This is a genomic window from Streptomyces sp. NPDC090445, assembly GCF_044769385.1.
GTDB lineage: Bacteria > Actinomycetota > Actinomycetes > Streptomycetales > Streptomycetaceae > Streptomyces.
In genome coordinates this window covers 571,720-594,537 of the sequence record NZ_JBIVXV010000001.1, presented here as the reverse complement: position 1 = coordinate 594,537, position 22,818 = coordinate 571,720, and the positions used below count along the sequence as shown (strand labels likewise).

Below are 22,818 nucleotides of genomic sequence, written 5' to 3'. Positions count from 1 at the left end.
GCGCCCGCGCTGTCAGTCTTGCCGCGCACAGGGGATGAGGTGAGGTGGAGCGGTGAGCGATGGCGGACCTGAGGAGTCCGGTGGGGCGGTGGGGCTGCCCAGCCGACGGCGACGGCCGACGCCCATGAGCCAGTGGAACCCGACGGCACGCCTGTCCTACTGGGCCTTCCACGCCAACCGGAGGCCCTCGTACATGCGCTTCGCGTATCTGCAGCTGGGCTCCGACTCGGCGGCCGAGGACGCGGTGGACGCAGCCTTCGACTCGATCATGAACGAGTGGCTGCGCATGCTCCACATGGACCGGCTCGACGCCTACGCCTGGACCATCCTCAAGCAGCGGCTGGTCGACCGGCAGGGGCAGCGCGGCACCTGGCCCGACCCCATGGACATCAGCGCCTTCGAGGCCGCCCTCAAAGAGGCCGCCGCCGACCGGTACGAGGTCCTCACGGACACCATCCGCTTCTACTCCGCCGTGTCCCGGCTCGCCGAGCGGCAGCGCGACGCCGTGCTGCTGCGCTACGGACTCCAGTGCACCCCCGGGGAGGCCGCCTCCGTGATGGGCGTCGACGAGGCCACCGTCCGCTCCCAGCTCGGCCAGGCGCACCGGCGGCTCGCCCGCCTGCTCGACACCTCCGCCGAATCATGAGGTGGCGCGAGGACAGCCGCGAGGGCAGCGAGGAACCCGGCCGCGAGGCCGCCGCCCCCCGCACCCTGGCCGAGTTCCTGGCCCGGGCGGGCGTCCGCGACCGGTACCCGCACTACGACCTCGGCGCGGCCGAGGCGCGGCTGCTGCGCACCGCCCGCCGCAGCGGCGCACCGGCCCCGGGAACGGCCACGGCCACGGCCCGGCGGCGGGCCTACCTGTGGAGCGACCCCGCCCGGGACAGCCCCCTCGACTCCGAACGGGCCCGGCGGGACCTGAAGGCCGTCTGCCTGGCCGCGGTCTGCGCGCCCGGGGCCGAGGCGCAGCTCGCCGCGTTCCTGGCCAGCGCGCACACCGACCTGGCCGGGGCCTTCGTCTTCGGCTGCCTGCTGCACCTGGCGGGGCTGCGCGAGGGGGCCCGGTTCTGGTGGCAGTTCGCCGCCGGCTCCGGGCGCGCCCGGACCGCGCCCGCCGCCTACTGCCTCTTCCTCGACCACTCCCGGCGCGGCGAACACCACGACGCCCGGCTCTGGGCGCGGGAGCTCGGCGCGCGCGGCTACCGCCCGGGCGGGCGCCGCGACCTGCGCGAGGTGCGGCTGTGCGTGCAGGCCGCCGTCCTGCGGTACGTCGACCAGCGCGACGACCCCGACCTGGGCGCGGTGCCGCTGCCGAAGCCGGGGCTGCCGGCGGTGCTGGCCGGGTTCCGGGCCCCGCAGCCCGCGGGAGCGGGCGGTGCCGGCCCCGGCCCGGTGAGCGCCCCGGAGCCGGGGCGGCCGGCGGAGCCGGAGGCGGGACCCGACGGCCCGGAGGCGCCGGACGCCGGGCAGCCGGCCCGGGTTCCCGATCAGCGGCGGCCGGACCTCGGGAGCACGAACGGCAGCCCCGGCAGCCCCGGCAGCCTCGGCGGCCGCACCGCCCGGGCCCCGGCGGGCGGCTCCGGCGGGGCCCTCGCGGAGGCCCGCCGCGCGCTGGCCGTCGTACGGGTCCTGGAGAAGCACCCGCTGGGCGTGCGGGCCGGCCAGCTGGCCCGGGAGTCCGCGCTCGCCGAGGAGGAGCTGCGGCCGCTGCTGGCCATGCTGTGCGAGGAGGAGTACGCCTACCGGCCCGGCGCGGGCGTGTACGCGCGGGGGCCCGCCCTCGACCGGCTCGCCGCCCCCGGCGGCCGGGGGCTGGCCGGGCAGCTCCAGCGGACGCTGGCGCTGGCGCGGGACAGTGCCGGGGCCGCCGTCTACCTGAGCCGGTACGCCGACGGCGAGGTCCGGATCACGCAGATGGCCGACGGGCCCGGGACCCCGCCCGTGCGGGAGTGGGTGGACTTCCGGGACGCCGCGCACGCCAGCGCGGTCGGCAAGTGCCTGCTGACCCAGCTCGCCCCCGACGTGCGGCGCGACCACGTCGCCCGGCACCGGCCCGCGCGGTTCACGGCCCGGACGATCACCGACAGCCGGGTGCTGTTCTCCGCCCTGGACGCGGTGGCTCCGGGCGGGCCGGTGTTCGACCTGCGCGAGTACTCCCCCGGCGTGGTGTGCTCCGCCGTCCCCATCGCCACGGGCGGCGCCGTCGGCAGCCTCGCGCTGTCCCTGCCCGCGGCCCACGCCCACCGGCTGCGGGGAGCGACCGAGACCCTGCGCCGCAAGGCCGTTCCGGTGCTGCTCGCCCTGCTCCTGGCGGGCGCCATCCCGCCGGACGCGCCCGAAGCCCCGGCTCCGGCGGACCCGGCGGTTCCGGCCGACGTGTCCGCCGGGGCCGGTGCCGCGGCCCGTGCCGCGGCGGCGCCCGGGGCCCCCTCGGGGACAGGGGCCTCCGGGCGGTCCGCGGGGACCGGGCCCGGCGGCTTGCCGCCCGCGGCCCCCGGGGCCGGGGCGGCCGCCGTCCCGGCCGCCTCCGGGGGCTGCGGGCCCGCCGGGGTCGCCGCGATCACGGCGGTCACCGCCGTCACCACGGAGACCCTGCGCCACCTGCGCAGCCTGTTCCGGACCCCGCTGTCCCGGTCCACGGCCTCCGCGGCGGGCCCGCACCTGGTCAGCGACAGCGCGTCGGAGGCGGCGTACCTCTTCGACGCCGCCCCCGACGCCCCGGGCCCGCCCCGCCTCGCCCTGCCCCAGACCCTCGCCCCCCTCACCCCGGGCAGCCTCCGGGCCCACGACGGCCTGGTGGTCCTCGGCACCTGAGCGCTCCGCGGGGCGTGCCGCGACGGTCCGGCTTGGTCCGGCTTGGTCCGGCTTGGTCCGGCGATCGCCTGCGGCCCGCTTGTGGCCGATCGCGCAGTTCCCCGCGCCCCTTCGGGGCGCTGCCGGGTCAGCCGGCGCGGCTGAGGCGGTCCGCGCCCGAGAGGATCGCCGCCGCCAGCGCCTCCGCGGGCGCCGACACCCGCTCCCCGCGGAGCAGGGCGAAGTCCACCGAGCCCAGGTCCGGCAGCCCCGGCACGCGGGCCAGCCCCGGCGGGATCAGCCCCCGGGTGTGCGCCATCACGCCCAGTCCCGCCCGGGCCGCGGCGATCAGGCCGTTCAGGCTGCCGCTCGTACAGGCGATCCGCCACTCCCGCCCGTCCCGTTCCAGGACCTCCAGCGCGCGGGCCCGGGTGATCCCCGGCGGCGGGAAGACAATCAGCGGAACCGGCCGGTCCGGGTCCACGCGCAGGCCCTCCGCCCCGATCCACACCATCCGGTCCCGCCACACCAGCCGGCCCCGCTCGTCCCCCTGCCCGCGCCGCTTCGCGAGGACGAGGTCCAGCCGGCCCGCGTCGAGCCGCTCGTGCAGGGTCCCGGAGAGCTCGACCGACAGCTCCAGGTCGACCTCCGGGTGCTCGTGGCGGAAGCCCTCCAGGATCTCCGGCAGCCGGGTCAGCACGAAGTCCTCCGACGCCCCGAACCGCAGCCGGCCCCGCAGCCGGGTGCCGGTGAAGTAGGCCGCCGCCCGTTCGTGGGCCTCCAGGATGGTCCGGGCGAAGCCGAGGAGCGCCTCGCCGTCCTCCGTCAGGTCCACGCTGTGGGTGTCCCGCAGGAAGAGCGGTCGGCCCGTCGCCTCCTCCAGCCGGCGGACGTGCTGGCTGACCGTGGACTGGCGTACGCCGAGCCGCCCGGCGGCCTGGGTGAAGCTGAGCGTCTGGGCGACCGTGAGGAACGTACGCAGCTGGACCGGGTCGTACATGGCCCCATCGTCCCACGGTCATCACGGGACACGATGGCAGTCAGAGCGGTGTACGGGTTTCCCGATGACCGGACCTCGCCCGACCATGAGGGACGAAGCACCGCACGCCACACGACTCCCGGCGGATCCCCGCACCCCGCTCCCCCGCACCCGTTCCGCCGCCGACAGCAAGTGAGCCCGTACATGCGCCGCCCGCACCTGCCCTCCCGGCTGCCCCTGGACCCGTACGTACCGGCCCTCCTCGGCACCGTCGGCCTCGCCGCCCTGTTCCCGGCCCGCGGCGCGGGCGCCACCGCCGCCGGGGGCGCCGCCACCGCGGCCGTGGCGCTGCTGTTCTTCCTCTACGGGGCCCGCCTCTCCACCCGCGAGGCGCTGGACGGGCTGCGCCACTGGCGGCTCCACGTCACCGTGCTGATCTGCACCTTCGTCCTCTTCCCGGTCCTCGGCCTCGCCGCCCGCGCCCTGGTCCCGACCGTGCTGACGCCTCCGCTCCACAGCGGGCTGCTCTTCCTCTGCCTGGTCCCGTCCACCGTCCAGTCCTCCATCGCCTTCACCTCGATCGCCCGCGGCAACGTGCCCGCCGCCATCTGCGCCGGCTCCTTCTCCAGCCTCGCCGGGATCCTCCTCACGCCGCTGCTCGCGGCCGGGCTGCTCGGCGGCGGCATCGGCGGGTTCTCCTCCGGCTCCGTGCTGAAGATCGCCCTTCAGCTCCTGCTGCCGTTCCTCCTCGGGCAGGCGCTGCGGCCGCGCATCGGCGGCTTCCTGGTCCGGCGCAAGGCGGTCCTGGGGTACGTGGACCGCGGCTCGATCCTGCTCGTCGTGTACACCGCGTTCAGCGCGGGCATGGCCGCGGGCATCTGGCACCGGGTCAGCGCCGTGCGGCTGGGCGCGCTGCTGGCGGTGGAGGCCGTGCTGCTGGCCGTCATGCTGCTGGTGACCTGGTACGGGGCGCAGCGGCTCGGGTTCGGCCGGGAGGACCGGATCGCGATCCAGTTCGCCGGGGCGAAGAAGAGCCTCGCGGCCGGACTCCCCATGGCCAGTGTGCTGTTCGGGGCCCAGGCGAGCCTGGCGGTGCTGCCGCTGATGCTCTTTCACCAGATGCAGCTGATGGTGTGTGCGGTGCTGGCGCGGCGGCACGCCGGGGACGCGGGGGCGGACGCGGACACAGGGGCGGCGGACGCGGACACAGGGGCGGCGGCGGACGCCGGGGCCGAACTCCCCGCCGGGCGTGTGGCGGAGGTCTCGCCCGGGCCCCAACACCCCGCGCCGCACGCCCGGTAACGTGCGGCGGTGACCTGGATACGCCCGCTCGACGCCCGCGCCGAACGCCCCTGCACCCTCGTGGTCTGCCGCGGCTGCTGCTGCGGCGACCCCCGCAAGAACCCCGGCACCGACCACGCCGGCCAGCTGGCCCGGCTGCGCGAGGCCGCCGCCGCTTCCGGGGGCCGTCTGGCGGTGCGTACGAGCGACTGCCTCGGCCCGTGCGCGCAGGCCAATGTGATCGTGGTGCAGCCGACGACCGAGGCGCGTCGGCGGGGCGCCCGCGCGGCCTGGTTCGGCTGGGCGCTGGACGACACCGCGACGGACGAGGTCATCGCCTGGGCCGAGGCGGGCGGGCCGGGCATCGCCCCGCTCCCGGCGACGCTGGACCTGCACCGCATCGACCCGCCGGCACCGGCGGGTTCCGCCGGTGCCGGCGGGGACGGAGGCGGGGGCGGGAAGGCGAAGGGCCGGACGGGCCGCCGGGGCGGAGGCCGCCGGGGCCGCTAGCCCGCGCGGGCGGGCTCTGCGGCGGCGGGGTCTTCCTCGGCGCCGAGGTCGAGGCGGTCCTCGCCGGCGTAGATGTTCATGTTGCCGCCGCGCAGGAAGCCGACCAGGGTCATCCCCGATTCCAGGGCCAGGTCGACGGCCAGCGAGGACGGGGCCGAGACGGCGGCCAGGACGGGGATGCCCGCCATGGCGGCCTTCTGGACGAGCTCGAAGGACGCCCGGCCGGACACCAGCAGCACGGTGTCCGAGAGGGGCAGCCGCCCGGCCCGGAGGGCCCGTCCGACGATCTTGTCGACGGCGTTGTGCCGGCCGACGTCCTCGCGGATGTCGAGGAGCTCGCCGTCGCGGGTGAACAGGCCGGCCGCGTGCAGGCCGCCGGTGCGGTCGAAGACCTTCTGCGCTTCCCGCAGCCGGTCCGGCAGCCGGCCCAGGAGCTCCACGGGGATCCGTGCGCCGTCGCCTGCGGCCGGCGGGAGGGGGAACCGGGTGGCCGTGCGGACGGCGTCGAGGCTGGCCTTGCCGCACAGGCCGCAGGAGGAGGTGGTGTAGACGTTCCGCTCCAGGGTGACGTCGGGAAGCGGAACCCCGGGGGCGAGTCGGACGTTGACGACGTTGTACGTGTTCGTGCCGTCCTCCGCGGCCCCTTCGCAGTAGGTCACGGCCTGGACGTCCGCGGCGGAGGCCAGTACGCCTTCGCTCACCAGGAAGCCCACGGCGAGCGCGAAGTCGTCGCCGGGAGTGCGCATGGTGATCGCGAGGGGCTTGCCGTCCAGCCGCACTTCCAGCGGTTCCTCGGCGACCAGCGTGTCCGGGCGGACCCCGGTCGTCCCGTTCCGCACCCGTATGACGCGACGGCGCTCGGTGACCCGTCCCATGTGATCAGACCGCCCGTTCTTTTCCCGCGGCGCACGTCGTCGTGCACCTGAGGTGCCCATTGTCCCGGACGAGGAGGATGCTGCGGAATCTCCAAATTCCGTAACCGGAACCTGTCGGGTCACACGCCCCCGTACCCACCGGTAGCCGGTCAGGCTGGATGGTCCTGCAGTCGTACGAGGGGGGTTCCCGCCCATGACCGGTTCGCGCGTGGTGGCTCTGGGGCACTACCAGCCCGCGAGAGTCCTCACCAACGAGGACCTCGCCGCCAGGGTCGACACCAGCGACGAGTGGATCCGCTCGCGCGTCGGCATCCGGACGCGGCACATAGCCGGTCCCGACGAGCCGGTGGACGAGCTGGCCTACCAGGCCGCGGGCAAGGCGCTGGCGGGCGCCGGGCTGGTCCCGGACGACATCGACCTCGTGCTGGTGGCCACGTCCACGGCGATCGACCGCTCCCCCAACATGGCCGCGCGGGTCGCCGCGAAGCTGGGCATGGGCGCCGGTCCGGCGGTCATGGACCTCAACGTGGTGTGCTCGGGCTTCACGCACGCCCTGGCCACGGCCGACCACGCCATCCGGGCCGGCTCCGCGCGGCGCGCGCTGGTCATCGGCGCGGACAAGATGACCGAGGTGACCGACTGGACGGACCGCACCACCTGCGTCCTGACCGGCGACGGGGCGGGCGCGGCCGTCGTCGAGGCCTGCGCGGAGCCCGGGATCGGGCCGGTGCTGTGGGGGTCGGTCCCGGAGATGGGGAACGCGGTCCGGATCGAGGGCACGCCGCCGGTCTTCGCCCAGGAGGGCCAGTCCGTGTACCGCTGGACGACGAGCCGGCTGCCGGCGCTGGCCCGCCAGGTGTGCGAGAAGGCGGGGCTCACGCCGGAGGACCTGGCCGGTGTGGTCCTGCACCAGGCGAACCTGCGGATCATCGAGCCGCTGGCCAAGCGGCTCGGTGCCGTGAACGCGGTCGTCGCCCGCGATGTCGTCGACTCCGGCAACACCTCGGCGGCGAGCATCCCGATGGCGCTGTCGAAGCTCGTCGAGCGCGGCGAGATCCCCTCGGGCGCCCCGGTGCTCCTGTTCGGCTTCGGCGGGAACCTGTCGTACGCCGGCCAGGTCATCCACTGCCCGTAGCCGCGGCGGGGCCGGGGGCGCGGACAGGGGCGAGACGGGTCGTCTCGCCAGGCCCCCGGCGGCATGCCCGCAGGTCAGCGCGCACCCCGGTGCGAATACCTGGTCGGAGCCACGCCGAACTGCTGCTATTGTTGTCCATGTCGCCGCGGGAAACCGGGGCGGATCACCTGGTCCGGGTGGCGGAATGGCAGACGCGCTAGCTTGAGGTGCTAGTGCCCTTTATCGGGCGTGGGGGTTCAAGTCCCCCCTCGGACACCAACGAAAGACCCCTGTTCATCAGGGGTCTTTCGCGTTTCCGGGCACTGCCGTGACCAGCCGTGCGGCCAAGAGACCCGTTCGGACCAGTGACCTGACGGAACGGCCTGGGTCACGAACCCCGGAATCACTCAGTGTTTGCACCGGTGTCGGCGTGTCGCCCCGGTGGCGAGTGATCCGTTCCGGGTGGCAATCGGGCGCCGACGGAGTAAGACTCAAAGGGCACAACGGCCGGACCGAGCCGATGAGCTCGGGTTTTGCCCGTATACCGGGTGCGGCCGTACGGGGCCGGGGGTGTCATCTCCTCAAGGGAGGAATTTCCTCAAGGAGCCCGCATGGAAGAAGAATCGGTCGAGGTCCTGACGCCCGGACCGGAGCCATCTGCCCTCAGAGAGTGCAGTAACACCGAACCGGCGGAGGACATCGAACGAATTTTCGCCGAGGTGCTGGCCGACGTCATCGGAGTCGACCGGGTACCCGCGGACAGCCACTTCTTCGACGATCTCGGCGCCAATTCCCTGGTCATGGCGCAATTCTGCGCCCGGATCAGGAAGCGGCCGGATCTGCCCTCGATCTCCATCAAGGACATCTACCGCGAGCCCACGGTCCGCGGCCTGGCCGCCTCGGTGGCCCGCGAGACGGCTGCGTCCCCCGCGGAGCCGCCGCCACTCCCGCACGAGGCGCCGACGCGGACCACCACGGCCCGCTACGCGATGTGCGGCGTGGTGCAGTGCCTGGTGTTCCTGGGCTACTGCCTGGTCGCCGGCACGCTGGCGACCCGCGGCTACGAATGGGTCTCCAAGGCGCCGGACCTGACGTCCGTCTACCTGCGCTCGCTGCTCTTCGGCGGCTCCCTGTTCGCCGCGCTGTGCGTCCTGCCCATCGCGGCGAAGTGGATCCTCGTCGGCCGCTGGAAACCCCGGGAGTTCCCGGTCTGGAGCCCGGCCTACCTCCGCCTGTGGACCGTACGCGTGCTGATCCAGGCCTCGCCGATGGCACTGCTGGTCGGCAACCCCCTGCACGTGCTGTACCTGCGGGCCCTGGGGGCCCGGATCGGCCCCGGGGTGACGATCCTGACCCGGACGATCCCGGTCTGTACGGACCTCCTCACGATCGGCGCCGGGACGGTGATCCGCAAGGAGTCGACCTTCCTGTGCTACCGGGCGCACTCGGGCCGGATCCAGACCGGCCGGGTCACCCTGGGCCGGGACGTGTTCGTCGGCGAGAAGACCGTCCTCGACATCGACACCGCCATGGGCGACGGGTCCCAGCTCGGCCACACCTCCGCGCTGTTCCCCGGGCAGTCCGTCCCGGCCGGGGCCCGCTGGCACGGCACCCCCGCCCAGCCCACGGACGTGGACTACATCCGGGTGCCGCCGCACGCGTGCAGCTCGCTGCGCCGCGCCTGCTACGGGCTGTCGACCCTGCTCCAGCTGCTGCTGCTGTACGTGCCGCTGACCGTCGGCGGGCTGTACATGGTGCTGCGGGAGGTGCCCGCACTGGACCGGGCGCTGGTCCCGGGCACCCTGGACATCTCCTCTGCGCCGCTCTACGTGGACGCCTTCGTCCTCGCCACGGTGCTCTTCCTCGGCGGTGCGGTATTCAGCCTGGGCGTGCACTACACGGTGCCCCGGCTGCTGAACCGGCTGATCAGGCCGGACCGGGTGTACCCGCTGTACGGATTCCACTACGGGATCCACCGGCTGATCGCCCGGATGACCAACATCAGGTTCTTCCGCTGGCTGTGCGGTGACAGCTCGTACATCGTCCCGTACCTGCAGGGCCTGGGATACGACCTGTCCAAGGCCGAGCAGACCGGGTCGAACTTCGGCACCGAGGTGCAGCACGAGACCCCGTTCCTGATCAAGGTGGGCAGGGGCACGATGGTCGCCGACGGCCTGTCGGTGCTCAACGCGGAGTTCTCCGGCTCGTCCTTCCGGGTCAGCCCGGTACAGATCGGCGCGCGCAGCTTCCTCGGCAACAACATCGCCTACCCCGCCGGTGGGCGCACCGGCGAGAACTGCCTGCTCGCCACGAAGGTGATGATCCCGCTCGACGGCGAGATCCGCGAGGGCGTGGGCCTGCTCGGCTCGCCGTGCTTCGAGATCCCGCGCACGGTGGAGCGCGACACCCGCTTCGACCACCTGCGCAGCGCACAGGAGCTGGAGCAGAACCTGCGCGCGAAGAACCGCTACAACCGGCACAGCATGGCCCTGTTCCTGGGCGTGCGCTGGCTGCACGTCTTCCTGTTCTCCCTCATCAGCCTGCTCACGGCGGACCTGTACGAAGTGCTCGGTGGGGTCGCGGTCGCCGCCATGCTGCCGATCAGCCTGATCGTCACCACCCTTTACTACATCGCGGTGGAGCGTTGCTTCACCGCCTGGCGCCCGCTGCGCCCGCAGCTGTGCTCCATCTACGACCCCGTGTTCTGGCGCCAGGAGCGGCTGTGGAAGGTGCCCGACCAGCACCTGCTGGTCTTCAACGGCACCCCGTTCAAGCCGATGGTGTGGCGGCTGCTCGGGGTCCGGATGGGGCGCCGGGTCTTCGACGACGGGTTCACGGTGACCGAGCGGACGCTGGCGACCGTCGGCGACGACTGCACCCTCAACCTGCAGAGCAAGATCCAGTGCCACTCCCAGGAGGACGGCACCTTCAAGTCCGACTACAGCACCGTGGGCCCCGGCTGCACGCTGGGCGTCCAGTCCCACGTGCACTACGGCGTGACGATGGGCGAGGGGTCCTTCCTCGCCGCCGACTCCTTCCTGATGAAGGGCGAGGACGTCCCGGCGGGCGCCCGGTGGGGCGGCAACCCGGCCACCGAGACACGCGAGAACCCCCATCGGCCCGAGGCCGGCCGCCCCGCGGCCCGGCAAAGGTGAGCGGAGGCATCATGGCAGTGCACCTGGAGGACGGCCGGGACTTCTGGCACCGCGTACTCCTCTCCGGCGGATCCACCGCGCTGCCGCGGTGGACGCACGGTCCGGCGGCGGGCGCCGCCACCCACGAGGAGCCGGTCCCCGAGGATGTCTCCGCCGGTCTGCGCCGCCGGGCGTCGGAGCTGGCGGTGCCGCTGACGACGCTCCTCCTGGCCGCGCACGCCCGGGTACTGGCCGCGCTCTCGGGTGAACGCGAAGTCACCGCCGGATATCCGGCGGGGCCCGGCGAGCCCGTACTGCCCTGCCGGCTGGACACCGCGCCGGAGTCGTGGCGGGAGCTCGTGGCGGAGGTCCACGCGGCCGAGTCCGCGCTGCGGGCGCACCGCGCGTACCCGGTGGAGGCGCTGCGCCGCGAGACCGGCCTGCCCGGACCGTCGTACGAGACCGTGTTCGACCCCAGTGGTGTGGACGGCACCGGCACGGCACCGGCCGCCACCCGGTCCGCGCCCGGGCCGGAGCCCGCGGAGCAGGCGGTGCTGGTGGTCGGCGCCACGCACGCCCCGGACCGGCTCGTCCTGCGGCTGCGCTACCGCACCGAGGCGCTGGACGCCGAATCCGCCCGCCGGATCGCCGGCTACCACCGCACCGCGCTCGCCCTGCTGGCCGCCGACCCGGACGCCGCGCACCACCCGCAGAGCCTGCTCTCGGCGGAGGAACAGCGCTTCCAGCTGGAGGAGCTGGCCGGCCCCCGGCGTGACCTGCCGGACCGCCGGGCGCACGAGCTGTTCGAGGAGCGGGTCCGGATGCATCCGCAGGCGGTGGCCGTGGTGCACGGCGCGCGCAGCTGGACGTACCGGGAGGTCAATGAGCGGGCCAACCGGCTGGGCCGGGCCCTGCTCGCCCGCGGGCTGCGGAGCGAGGACCCGGTGGCGGTCGTCACGGAGCGCACCCCGGAGTGGCTGACCGCGGTACTGGCCGTGTTCAAGGCCGGCGGGGTGTACCTGCCGATCGAGCCGCACTTCCCGGCCGGACGCATCGCGGCCACGCTGGAGCGCGCACGGTGCGGGCTGGTGCTGACCACGGCCGACAGCACGGCCACCCTGGAGCCGGCGGTGGCCACGCTGCCCGGGACCACCGTCCTGTACCTGGACGCGGCCCTGGCCGAGCAGACGGACGGCCGCGACCTGGGCGTGGCGGTGGCCGCCGACCAGCTGGCCTACATCTACTTCACCTCCGGTTCCACGGGCACGCCGAAGGGCGCGATGTGCGAGCACGCCGGCATGCTCAACCACCTGCGGGCGAAGATCGACGACCTGGGGGTCACCGACTCGGCGGTGGTGGCGCAGATCGCGCCGCAGTGCTTCGACATCTCCTTGTGGCAGCTGGTCTCGGCGCTGCTGGTGGGCGGCCGGACGCTCCTGGTGGAGCAGGACGTCATCCTGGACGCCGAGCGGTTCGTCGACCGGGTCGTCGAGGGCCGGGTCTCGGTGCTCCAGGTGGTGCCCTCGTACCTGGAGGTGGTGCTGACGTGCCTGGAGCGGCGGCCGCGTGCCCTGCCCGACCTGCGCTGCGTGTCGGTCACCGGCGAGCCGCTGAAGAAGGAGCTCACCGAGCGCTGGTTCGCCGCCCAGCCGGACGTCCCGCTGGTCAACGCCTACGGGCTGACGGAGACCTCGGACGACACCAACCACGAGGTGATGCACGGGGTGCCCGGGCAGGAGCGGGTGCCGCTCGGCCGGCCGATCGCCAACGTGCACGTGTACGTCGTGGACGAAGACCTGCACCCCGTCCCCCTGGGCGCGCCCGGCGAGATCGTGTTCTCCGGGGTGTGCGTGGGCCGCGGCTACGTCAACGATCCCGAGCGGACCGCGGCGGCCTTCCTCGACGATCCGCACCGGCCGGGCCGGCGGCTGTACCGCAGCGGCGACCACGGCCGCTGGCTGCCGGACGGAAAGCTGGAGTTCCTCGGCCGCCGGGACACCCAGGTGAAGATCCGCGGCTTCCGGATCGAGATCGGCGAGATCGAGAACACCCTGCTGCGGGTGCCCGGCGTACGGGACGGGGCGGTGGTGGTCACCGATCGAGGCGACCGGGGCAAGCAGCTGGTGGCCTTCTACAGCGGGCCGCAGGAGCTCGACCCGGAGCGGCTGCGGGAGCGGCTGGGGGCCTCGCTTCCCGGCTACATGGTGCCCCCGGCCTTCCAGTGGCGCGAAAGCCTGCCGCTGACGGCCAACGGCAAGAGCGACCGGAAGGCGCTGACGGCACTGGCCGCGGAGCTCGCCGATCTCGCCGACGCGGGCGGGGCCGGGGAGGGGTACGCCGCGCCGGCCACGCCCACCGAGCACCGGCTGGCCGGAGCCTGGGCCCAGGTACTGGGCGTGCCGCAGGACCGGGTCGGCCGGCTGGACCACTTCTTCGACCGCGGCGGCACGTCCCTGGCCGCGGTGCGGCTGGCAATCGCCCTGGACCGGACGGTCTCCCTGAAGGACGTCACCCGCTGCCCGGTGCTCGCCGACCTCGCCGCGCTGGTGGACGAGCACTCCGGGCAGACGCCGGCCGCGGCCGGCCCCCCGCCCGGCGCAGGCCGGCCGCCCGGGGCACGGGCCGCCGACCCCGCGGGGGGCGCGCTGCTCCAGACGCTGTCGCGCCCGGCGGACAGCCGGACCGGCGCCCTGGTGTGCATCCCGCACGCGGGCGGAAACGCGGTCAACTTCCTGCCGCTGGCCCAGGCGCTGCCGGGTGGCGGGCCGGTGGTGCACGCGGTGGAGCTGCCGGGGCACGATCCGGCGGCGGCCGGGGCGGAGCCCTTCGCGCCGCTCTCCGAGGTGGCCGGGCAGCTGGCCGGCGAGATCCGCCGGCTCGGGCTGTCGGGCGTGCTGCTGTGGGGCCACTCGTCCGGCGCGGCCCTGGCCATGGCGGTGGCCCGGCTCCTGGAGGAGGCCGACACGCCCGCCCGGCGCCTTTTCATCGGCGCCCAGCTGCTCGGGAGCGCGACGGAGCGACGCTCTGCCGCAGCCGAGCTGGAGCGGCAGAGTGATGCGGTCCTCGCCGCCCGGATCGCCGCGGGCGGCGCCGGCGACACGCCCGCGCTGGGCGCCCGGCAGGCCGAACGCGTGGCCGCCGCCTACCGGCACGACTGCGTGAGCGCCCACCACTACTTCGCCGACCTGGTCCAGTCCCCGCCGGCCGACCGGCTGGCCACTCCGGTGACGGTCGTCGTCGCGGCTGACGACCCGTACACGGACGGGGCCGCGCTGCGGCACCGCGACTGGGGTCTGCTGGCCCGGCAGGTGGAGCTGTACGAACTCACCGACGGCGGCCACCACTTCCCGCGGACACGTCCCTTGGAGACCGCGAAGGCCGTCCTGCACGCCACGGAATGACCGGCTCGTCGAGCCGCCACCGAAAGGAGAGTCAGATGGCGTCATCGTCCCCGGCGTCCCTTCCCGATCCGGAGCTGCGACCCGGCCGACCACCGGTGTTGCAGGTCGAGATCGACGACGAGGCCCCGCAATGGACAGCCCGGCACCGCGACGCGCTGCGCGCCGCCGTCGCCGAGCACGGCGCACTGCTGGTCCGCGGCCTCGGACTGCGCGAACCGGCCGTGATCGGCGCGGTGTTCCGCGGTCTGACCGCGGAGCTGATGGCCGAACGCGAGGCGTTCGCGCCCCGCAAGGACCACGGCGGCGGGGTGTACTCCGCCACGCAGTGGCCGCCGAACCAGCCGATGTGCATGCACCACGAGCTCAGCTACCGGGTGGAGTTCCCGGGCCTGATGCTCTTCGCCTGCCCGACGGCGCCCGCCACCGGCGGCGCCACCGCGGTGGCCGACGGGCCGACCGTGCTCGACGCCCTGCCGGCCGAGTTGACCGAGCGGTTCGAGCGGGAGGGCTGGCTGCTCACCCGCAGCTACAACGACGAGATCGGGGCATCGGTGGCCGAGGCCTTCGGCACCGAGGACCGGGCCGCCGTGGAGGCGTACTGCCGGGCCCACGCCATCGAGTTCGCCTGGCAGCCCGACGGCGGGCTGCGGACCCGGCAGCGGCGCAGCGCCGTGGTGCGCCACCCCGTCAGCGGCCGGCGCTGCTGGTTCAACCAGATCGCCTTCCTCAACGAGTGGACGCTCGCCCCGGAGGTGCGCGAGTACCTGGTGGACGTCTACGGCCCCGAGGGCCTGCCGTTCAACACGTGCTACGGGAACGGCGACCCGATCGGCGATGACGTGGTGCAGCTCCTGAACAAGATCTACGAGCAGGAGACGGTGCGCGAGCCGTGGCAATCCGGTGACCTGCTGCTGGTGGACAACATCCGCACGGCGCACAGCAGGGAGCCCTACGACGGTCCGCGCGAGGTGCTCGTCGGACTGGCCGACCCTGTCCAGCTCGCCGACTGCTCCCCCACCGTGGAGGTAACCGCACGATGACCGGTACGTCGTCCCCCTCCGCTCCGGAGACACCGGCAAAGGCCGCGCTGACCGTGCCGCCCTTCGCCGTGGTCCCCGGCATCCAGGTGGAGCAGGTGCTCCGGGGTCGCGAGAAGAGCCTCGTGGAGCTCGTCGAGGCCACCTACCGGCTGCACAGCGCCGGCGACTCGGTGAACCCTCCGTCGCAGTTCCTGCGCTTCCCCGACCGGCCTTCCTCCCGCATCATCGCCCTGCCCGCCTCCCTGGGGGGGCCGGCACCGGTGGACGGGCTGAAGTGGATCTCCAGTTTCCCGGAGAACGTGACGGCCGGGATTCCCCGTGCCTCGGCCGTGCTGATCCTCAACGACCACGCCACCGGCTACCCGTTCGCCTGCCTGGAGAGCTCCGTCATCAGCGCCACCCGGACCGCCGCCTCGGCGGCGCTGGCCGCGGACAGGCTGTGCCGGGGCCGGCCCCGCCCCACCCGGGTCGGCTTCTTCGGCGCCGGACTGATCGCCCGCTACATCCACACCTTCCTGGCGGCCACCGGCTGGTCCTTCGACGAGATCGGGATCCACGACCTGTCGCCGGAGAGCTCCGCCGGGTTCCGCTGCTACCTGGAGCAGTCGGACACGCCCGGGCAGATCACGGTGCACGACACCGCCGAGGGGCTCGTCCGCTACAGCGACGTGGTGGTCTTCGCCACCGTCGCCGGCACCCCGCACGTCCACGACCCGTCGTGGTTCTCGCACAACCCCCTGGTGCTCCACGTGTCGCTGCGCGACCTCGCACCGCAGATCCTGCTCGGCTCGACCAACATCGTCGACGACGTCGAGCACTGCCTGAAGGCGGACACCTCGCCCCATCTGGCCGAGCAGCTCACCGGAAACCGCGAGTTCCTGCACGGCACGCTGACCGACGTGATGACCGGGCAGGTCGCGGTACCCGCCGACCGGCCGGTCATCTTCTCCCCCTTCGGTCTCGGGGTGCTCGACCTCGCAGTCGGCAAGTTCGTCTACGACGAACTGGAACGGTCAGGAGAACTGCACTTCATCGAGGACTTCTTCCACGGCCTGCGCCGTTACGGATGAACCCGCAACAGGACGCAGGCGCCACGCACAGGACAGCACGTCCGCTGACACAGGGTCCCCCGCTCAGGAGATGAAGAACCCTGCCGAGGATGAGGAGGGCAACCGTGCCCGTCATATCCCGTCCCTACGACTTCAACGAGGAGCAGCTCTACGTCGACCTCCGGCCGATGTTCGGGCAGCCGCTCTTCCTGAAGTGCGAGGGATTCAACTTCGCCGGATCGATCAAACTGAAGGCCGCCATCGAGATGGTGGAATCCGCCGAGCAGGAGGGCCTCCTGCACGAGGACTCGATCATCGTCGAGTCCTCGTCGGGAAACCTCGGCGTCGCCCTCAGCATGATCGCGGCGAGCAAGGGCTACCAGTTCCTCTGCATCACCGACTCACGCTGCAACCTGCCCACCCGGCTGATGATGGAGGCCCTGGGCAGCGAGGTCCGCGTCATCTCCCAGGAGGGCCACTCCAGTGGCTTCCTCGGCGCCCGGCTGGACTACGTCCGGGCACTGTGCGCCTCCGACGACCGGTACGTGTGGCTGAGCCAGTACACCAACCCGGGCAACTGGCGGGCCCACTACCGGCGCACCGCGCCGGCGATAGCGCGCCGGTTCCCGGCCCTGGACGTTCTGTTCATCGGGGCCGGCACCACCGGCACACTCATGGGCTGCGCCCGGTTCTTCCGGGAGTGGCACCGGCCGGTGCGGATCGTCGCCCTGGACGCCGTGGGGTCGGTGTCCTTCGGCGGCGAGCCGGGCCGGCGGATGATCCCGGGGCTGGGCATGAGCATCCGCCCTCCGCTGCTGGACGAGTCCTTCGTGGACGAGGTGATCCGGGTCGAGGAGGCGGACACCATCCGGGCCTGTCACCGCATGGCCCGCAAGGGCTTCCTCTTCGGCGGTTCCACCGGCACGGTGGTCAGCGGCGCCACGAGGTGGCTCGCCGCTCACGACACGCGCGACCTCACCGCGGTGGCGCTCGCCCCCGACCTGGGCGAGCGCTACCTGGACACCGTCTACCAGCGCAACTGGCTGCACGCCCTGTACGGCGAGAACGTGCTGGAGGAGGAGCAGGAGGCAGAGAGGCCCGCCGGCGAGCTCCCGCAAGGGCTGGCCGCGGGCTCCTGAGGAGCCCGCGGCCGGACGGCACGGAATCCGGGAAGACCCCCGCGTTCGCGGGGGTCTTCCCGGTTCGGGACGCGGGCAGGTGGGGAGGTCTTGTGGAGGTCCTTCGGGGGTGATCGGCGCGGCGGAGGGGTGGGGTAGCGTCGCCGCGCTGCGGGGAGAGGAGCGGGGGCATGCGCGAGGTCACGGTCCCACCGGTCGTCACGGGAGCACCCGTCGGCGGGCTCGCCGACTGTGTGTTCGGGTACGCGCTCGACGATCCCGGGCGGGTCGTGCTGGGCCGCAAACGGGACGGCCGCTGGCGGGACGTGACCTCCGGGGAGTTCGCCGCCGAGGTGCTCGGGCTCGCCCGCGGGCTGCTGGCGCAGGGGGTCCGGTTCGGGGACCGGGTCGCGCTCATGTCCCGGACCCGGTACGAGTGGACGCTGTTCGACTTCGCGCTGTGGGCGGTCGGCGCGCAGCCCGTCCCCGTCTATCCGAGCTCCTCCGCCGAGCAGGTGCAGTGGATCCTGTCGGACTCCGGGTGCACGGCGTGCGTCGTGGAGAACGAGGACCAGGCCATGACCGTCGGCTCGGTCGTCGAGGGGCTGCCGCAGCTGCGCCGGCTGTGGCAGCTGGACGCCGGGGCCGTGGAGTCCCTCCTCGCCGACGGCCGCGGGGTCGCCGAGGGCGTGGTCCACCGGCACCGCGCCGCGGTCACGCCCGACTCCGTCGCGACCGTCATCTACACGTCCGGGACCACGGGGCGCCCGAAGGGCTGCGTGCTCACGCACGGCAACTTCATGTACGAGGCGGACACGCTCGTGGCCCGCTGGGAGTCCGTGTTCCGGGCCGGGCCCGGGGAGGTGCCGTCCACCCTGCTGTTCCTGCCGCTCGCGCACGTCTTCGGGCGGATGGTGGAGGTGGCGGCGGTCCGGGCCCGGGTCAAGCTCGGGCACCAGCCGGTGCTGGCGGCGGCAGAGCTGCTGCCGGACCTCGCCGCGTTCCGGCCGACGTTCGTGCTGGGGGTCCCGCACGTCTTCGAGAAGGTCTTCGCGGCGGCCCGCCGCAAGGCGGAGGCGGAGGGCCGCACGGGCGCCTTCGACCGGGCCGTCGAGACGGCCGTGCGGTACGCGGAGGCGCGCGAGCAGCAGGCGTTCGGCCTCGGGCCGGGACCGTCGGCCGCGCTGCGCGTGGAGCACCGGCTCTTCGAGCGGCTGGTGTACGGGAAGGTCCGCGAGGCGCTGGGCGGGCAGGTGCGGCACGCCATGTCGGGCGGGTCGGCGATGTCGCGCCGGCTCGGGCTGTTCTTCGACGGGGCCGGGATCACGGTGTTCGAGGGGTACGGGCTGACCGAGTCCTGCGCGGCGGCGACCGCGAACCCGCCGGGGGCGGTCAAGTACGGCACGGTGGGCCGGCCGATCCCGGGCAGTGCGGTGCACATCGCCGAGGACGGGGAGGTGTGGCTGCACGGGGCGCACGTCTTCTCGGGGTACCTGAACGACGCGCGCTCCACGCAGGCCGTGCTGAGCGGCGGCTGGCTGGCGACCGGGGACCTGGGCCGGCTGGACGAGGACGGGTACCTCACCATCACCGGGCGGAAGAAGGAGATCCTGGTGACCTCCAACGGCAAGAGCGTCGCGCCGGCCGCCCTGGAGGAGCGGGTGCGCTCGCATCCGCTGGTCGCGCAGTGCGTGCTCGTCGGCAACGACCTGCCGTACGTGGCCGCGCTGATCACCCTGGACCCGGAGGGCATCGCGCACTGGCTGTCGATGCGCGGGCTGGCGCAGCGGCCGCCGGCCCAGCTGGTCCGGGACCCGGACCTGGCGGCGGAGGTGCGGCGGGCGGTGGTGGCGGCGAACACGCTGGTCTCGCAGGCCGAGGCGATCCGGGCGTTCCGGGTGCTGGAGGAGCCGTTCACGGAGGAGCGGGGCCTGCTGACGCCCTCGCTGAAGCTGAAGCGGCGGGCCATCGAGAAGCGGTACGCGCAGGAGGTCGCGGACCTGTACCGGGACTCGGCCCTGCCGCGGACGGCGGGAGGCGGGAATACGCAGGTCCGGCGGCCGGTTCCCGACGACATCCGATGAGATCCGGCGACGCCCGGCGACCCCGAGGGAACGACAGCACGTGAACCAGGTCCCCGCCATCACGCTCAACAACGGCACCTCGATGCCCCGGCTCGGCTTCGGTGTCTGGCAGATCCCCGACGACGAGGCCCGGGCCGCGGTCGGGACCGCACTGGAGGCGGGCTACCGCAGCATCGACACGGCCTCCGTGTACCGCAACGAGCCGGGCACGGGCAAGGCCATCGCCGCGTCCGGGCTGCCGCGCGAGGAGCTGTTCGTCACCACCAAGCTGTGGAACAGCACGCGGCGGAAGTGGCGCCGCAAGGAGGTGCTGCGGGCGTTCGAGGACTCGCTCTCCCGGCTCGGCCTCGACTACGTCGACCTGTACCTGATCCACTGGCCGCGTCCGATGCGCGACGACTTCCTCTTCATCTGGGAGGCGTTCGAGGAGCTCGCGGCGGACGGCCGGGCCCGCGCCGTCGGCGTGTCGAACTTCCGGCCGGAGGACCTGGACCGGATCGGCGAGCGCAGCTCGCTGGTGCCGGCCGTGAACCAGGTCGAGCTGCACCCGTTCTTCCCGCAGGCCGAGCTGCGTGCGGAGCACGCCCGGCGCGGCATCGCCACCGAGGCCTGGTCGCCGCTCGGGCAGGGCCCGCGGCTGCTGACGCTGCCCGCCGTCGCCGAGGTCGCCGCCCGGCACGGCCGCACCGCGGCCCAGGTGGTGCTGCGCTGGCACCTGCAGCTGGGGAACATCGCGATCCCGAAGTCGGTGACGCCGTCGCGGATCCGGGAGAACCTGGACGTGTTCGGCTTCGAGCTGGACGCCGCCGACATGGCCGCGCTCGACGTCCTCGCGCACGGGCCGCAGGCGGGGCGGATCGGGCCGGACCCGGCCGTCTGCGACCTCTGAGCGGGGGCCGGCATGGGTGTCCCCGACGGGGTGTACCGGGTGCGGAACGTGGCGAGCGGGCTGCTGCTGCGGGTGGAGAGCGGCAACCGGGTGGGGGTGGGCCCCGACGGCCCGCAGGCGCCGGCCGCCGCCCTGGAATGGCGTATCTCGCCCGTGCACAGCGGCGGCGGGATCGTCCACGTCGTGAGCGTGCACAACGACAGGCGGCTGGACGTGGCGAACGCGTCGACGGAGAGCGGTGCCCGCGTCCAGGTGTGGCGGCCGAACGCCTTCGGCGCGCAGGAGTGGATCGTCGAGGAGCACCTCGACGATCCGGGGGTCGTGTCCCTGGTCGCCTGCATCAGCGGGCTGCCGCTGGAGGCGGACGAGAAGGGCCCCGCCCGGCAGTGTGAGGACACCGACTCGCCGGCGCAGTGGTGGCGGCTGGAACCCGCCTGACCGGAGCCGCCCCGGGGGCCTGCGGGCTCCGGGGCGGCTCCGGGGCCTGCGGGCTCCCGGGCCTGCGGGCTCCCGGCCTGCGGGCTCCCGGCCTGCGGGCTCCCGGGCCTGCGGGCTCCCGGGCCTGCGGGCCGGGTCAGCGCGCGCCGTGGGCGGGGGCGAGGGCCTCGACGCGCTCCGCGAGGGCGAAGTCCGTCTCGGTGACGGAGTCGCCCGCGCTGTGCGTGTTCATCGACAGCCGGACGGTGTTGTAGCCGAGGGTGAGGTCGGAGTGGTGGTTCAGCTCGTCCTGCACGGCGGCGATGTGGGCGACGAGCGCGCTCGCCGCGACATGGGAGCCCAGCCGGTAGGTGCGGCCGATCCGGTCGTCCTCGAACGCCCACCCGGGCAGTTCCCGCAACCGGTCCTCGATCTCCTTCTGCGAAAGCGGCTCTGCCATCGGCATGCTCCTTCCCCGTACGGGACGAACTCCTGACGTGGGCTCAAGGTTCCCACAACCGGGCCCGTCGGAAAGGGTGCGCGCGGCCGTTCGCCGAGGCCTTTCCGCCGTGGCGGCGTCTCGTTCCGCGGACCGCCGGCGACCTGCGGGAAGCCTTCCTGAGGTAGCGTCATGCGCATGGCGACCCCGACACATGCGGACACCGGGTCCGTCGGCTCCCTGCTCCGGTCCTGGCGCGAGCGGCGCGGCATCAGCCAGCTGGAGCTGGCGGGCCGCGCCGACTCCTCCGCGCGCCACATCAGCTTCATCGAGACCGGCCGGTCCAAGCCCAGCCAGGAGATGGTGCTGCGGCTCGCGGACCGCCTCGACGTGCCGGTGCGCGAACGCAACGCGCTGCTGCTCGCCGCCGGGTACGCCCCCCACTACGCGCAGACCCCGATGGACGACCCGGCGATGGGCACCCTGCGCGAGGGCCTGGAGCGGCTGCTGACGGGCTACGAGCCGTACCCGGCGCTGGTCGTGGACGCCCTGTACAACGTGGTCGCCGCCAACCGGGGCATCGCGATGCTCCTCGACGGCCTGCCCGGGCACCTGCTGGCTCCGCCGCTGAACGCGATGCGGATCACCCTGCACCCGGAAGGGCTGGCGCCGCGGATCCACAACCTCAAGGAGTGGCGCGGCCACCTGCTGGCCCAGATGGAGCGGCAGATCGCGCTGGCCCGCTCCGCGCCGCTGCGCGCCCTGTACGAGGAGGTCGCCGCGTACCCGGTGGCCGACCGGCCGGGCGACGCCGCACCTGCCGAGCCCGTGCCGTACATCGCACTGCCCCTGGTCATCGAGCACGACGGGCACCGGCTGTCGTTCGTGTCGTCCATCGCGACGTTCAACACCCCGATGGACGTGACCGTCGCCGAGCTGGCCATCGAGACGATGCTCCCGGCCGACCCGGCGACGGTGAAGTACCTGCGTTCACTGGGTCCCTGAGGCCCCGGCCGGGCGCTCGGCGCCGGCCGCGCGCAGCGACAGCTGCTGCAGCAGCGCGAAGCCGGCGACGGTGAGGGCCTGGGCCGGGATCCAGGCCAGCCCCGCCGCGGTGGGCACGTCCCACAGGAAGAGCGAGACCAGGCTGAGCACGGCCCAGGCGCAGTTGGCCTCGATGACGAGCTTCACCCCGAAGACCGGGGGCCGGCGGCGGGAGGCGAGCCAGCCGACGCCGGCTGCGTAGGCGGTGAGGAAGAGGCCGAGCTCGAACAGGGTGGCCGGGCCGATGCCGAGCAGCCGCCCGGTCGGGGCGCTGAAGGCGGCGTACGCGAGGCCGTTGGCGCCGGTGACGACGGCGTCGAGGGCGAGGAAGCGGCGCAGGGCGGTCTGCGGGGCGGCGGTGCGGGCGAGGCCGGCGATCAGGGTCGCGGACATGGCGGATCAGCCTCCGGGAGGGTCGGGTTCGAAGGCCGGCGAGGGGCCGGCGACTGTCCGGCCGGAAGGGGACGCGGGGAGATCCGCGGCCTTCCGTGAACCGGTGGCTCCACTGTGTCGCGCGCCCGCGGCGGGGTCGATTACCTCCGAGGTCATACCGGTCGGTCCGGCCCGGCGCGGGCCAACCTTCTTTGACTCGCATCGCAAGAAACGTTGGGGTTCTTATGTCCTGCTGCAACCCGGAGGGCTAGGCTGCAC

General features: G+C 73.8%; 17 protein-coding genes, 1 tRNA gene and 1 pseudogene. 15 read left to right on the top strand and 4 right to left on the bottom strand.

Features of this window, described 5'->3' with window-relative positions; translation table 11 throughout:
• The first annotated feature begins 124 nt into the window (after positions 1–124).
• Both ACIQUT_RS02655 and ACIQUT_RS02650 read left to right on the top strand, forming a co-directional pair.
• Positions 125–646 (top strand): RNA polymerase sigma factor, encoded by a 522-nt coding sequence (locus tag ACIQUT_RS02655; protein WP_403558422.1) that lies wholly within the window; start codon positions 125–127, stop codon positions 644–646.
• A 965-nt stretch (positions 647–1,611) separates the two neighbouring features.
• A pseudogene (locus tag ACIQUT_RS02650) lies at positions 1,612–2,310 on the top strand (IclR family transcriptional regulator C-terminal domain-containing protein); the annotation flags it as partial.
• 631 nt (positions 2,311–2,941) lie between these two features.
• Here ACIQUT_RS02650 and ACIQUT_RS02645 read toward each other — a convergent pair.
• A complete protein-coding gene (locus ACIQUT_RS02645) occupies positions 2,942–3,793 on the bottom strand; it encodes a LysR family transcriptional regulator (protein ID WP_403558420.1) in 852 nt (283 codons plus the stop codon).
• Between the two features lie 183 nt (positions 3,794–3,976).
• Here ACIQUT_RS02645 and ACIQUT_RS02640 point away from each other — a divergent pair, with 183 nt between their 5' ends.
• Entirely contained in the window at positions 3,977–5,074 is a 1,098-nt protein-coding gene (locus ACIQUT_RS02640) for a bile acid:sodium symporter family protein (RefSeq protein WP_403558418.1), read from the top strand.
• Between the two features lie 18 nt (positions 5,075–5,092).
• Positions 5,093–5,563, top strand: coding sequence for a (2Fe-2S) ferredoxin domain-containing protein (locus ACIQUT_RS02635; RefSeq protein WP_403559299.1), 471 nt, complete (start codon positions 5,093–5,095; stop codon positions 5,561–5,563).
• On the opposite strand, the gene fdhD is transcribed toward ACIQUT_RS02635, so the two are convergent.
• The gene (gene fdhD, locus ACIQUT_RS02630; protein ID WP_403558416.1) at positions 5,560–6,438 is read right to left on the bottom strand and encodes a formate dehydrogenase accessory sulfurtransferase FdhD; all 879 of its coding nucleotides are present in this window, start codon (positions 6,436–6,438) and stop codon (positions 5,560–5,562) included. The two genes, ACIQUT_RS02635 and fdhD, sit on opposite strands and share 4 nt — an antisense overlap.
• Positions 6,439–6,631: 193 nt before the next feature.
• On the opposite strand from fdhD, the gene ACIQUT_RS02625 reads away from it, so the two are divergent.
• The 10 genes from ACIQUT_RS02625 (at position 6,632) to ACIQUT_RS02580 (ending at position 20,705) form a co-directional block, all read left to right on the top strand.
• A complete protein-coding gene (locus ACIQUT_RS02625; RefSeq protein WP_403558414.1) occupies positions 6,632–7,573 on the top strand; it encodes a beta-ketoacyl-ACP synthase III in 942 nt (313 codons plus the stop codon).
• 170 nt (positions 7,574–7,743) lie between these two features.
• A tRNA-Leu gene (locus tag ACIQUT_RS02620) sits at positions 7,744–7,831 on the top strand.
• Between the two features lie 332 nt (positions 7,832–8,163).
• A complete protein-coding gene (locus tag ACIQUT_RS02615; protein WP_403558412.1) occupies positions 8,164–10,707 on the top strand; it encodes a Pls/PosA family non-ribosomal peptide synthetase in 2,544 nt (847 codons plus the stop codon).
• Positions 10,708–10,718: 11 nt separating this feature from the next.
• On the top strand, positions 10,719–14,087 hold the full coding sequence (locus ACIQUT_RS02610; RefSeq protein ID WP_403558410.1) for an amino acid adenylation domain-containing protein: 3,369 nt from the start codon (positions 10,719–10,721) through the stop codon (positions 14,085–14,087).
• A 35-nt stretch (positions 14,088–14,122) separates the two neighbouring features.
• Positions 14,123–15,127: a TauD/TfdA family dioxygenase gene (locus tag ACIQUT_RS02605; protein WP_403558408.1), complete on the top strand. Its 1,005-nt coding sequence runs from the start codon at positions 14,123–14,125 to the stop codon at positions 15,125–15,127.
• On the top strand, positions 15,124–16,197 hold the full coding sequence (gene sbnB, locus ACIQUT_RS02600) for a 2,3-diaminopropionate biosynthesis protein SbnB (protein WP_403558406.1): 1,074 nt from the start codon (positions 15,124–15,126) through the stop codon (positions 16,195–16,197). Before ACIQUT_RS02605 ends, sbnB begins: the two co-directional genes overlap by 4 nt.
• 104 nt (positions 16,198–16,301) lie before the next feature.
• Complete coding sequence (gene sbnA, locus ACIQUT_RS02595) at positions 16,302–17,315, top strand: 2,3-diaminopropionate biosynthesis protein SbnA (protein WP_403558404.1); 1,014 nt, start codon at positions 16,302–16,304, stop codon at positions 17,313–17,315.
• A gap of 170 nt (positions 17,316–17,485) precedes the next feature.
• A complete protein-coding gene (locus ACIQUT_RS02590) occupies positions 17,486–19,378 on the top strand; it encodes an AMP-dependent synthetase/ligase (RefSeq protein ID WP_403558402.1) in 1,893 nt (630 codons plus the stop codon).
• A 40-nt stretch (positions 19,379–19,418) separates the two neighbouring features.
• Complete coding sequence (locus ACIQUT_RS02585; RefSeq protein WP_403558400.1) at positions 19,419–20,267, top strand: aldo/keto reductase; 849 nt, start codon at positions 19,419–19,421, stop codon at positions 20,265–20,267.
• Between the two features lie 12 nt (positions 20,268–20,279).
• Positions 20,280–20,705, top strand: coding sequence for an RICIN domain-containing protein (locus ACIQUT_RS02580; RefSeq protein WP_403558398.1), 426 nt, complete (start codon positions 20,280–20,282; stop codon positions 20,703–20,705).
• Positions 20,706–20,841: 136 nt separating this feature from the next.
• Here the strand turns inward: ACIQUT_RS02580 and ACIQUT_RS02575 are convergent, their stop codons facing one another.
• A complete protein-coding gene (locus tag ACIQUT_RS02575) occupies positions 20,842–21,144 on the bottom strand; it encodes a 4a-hydroxytetrahydrobiopterin dehydratase (protein ID WP_403558396.1) in 303 nt (100 codons plus the stop codon).
• A 177-nt stretch (positions 21,145–21,321) separates the two neighbouring features.
• On the opposite strand from ACIQUT_RS02575, the gene ACIQUT_RS02570 reads away from it, so the two are divergent.
• Entirely contained in the window at positions 21,322–22,128 is an 807-nt protein-coding gene (locus ACIQUT_RS02570; RefSeq protein WP_403558394.1) for a helix-turn-helix domain-containing protein, read from the top strand.
• Here the strand turns inward: ACIQUT_RS02570 and ACIQUT_RS02565 are convergent.
• The gene (locus ACIQUT_RS02565) at positions 22,114–22,560 is read right to left on the bottom strand and encodes a hypothetical protein (protein ID WP_403558392.1); all 447 of its coding nucleotides are present in this window, start codon (positions 22,558–22,560) and stop codon (positions 22,114–22,116) included. The genes ACIQUT_RS02570 and ACIQUT_RS02565 overlap by 15 nt on opposite strands.
• Between the last annotated feature and the right edge of the window lie 258 nt (positions 22,561–22,818).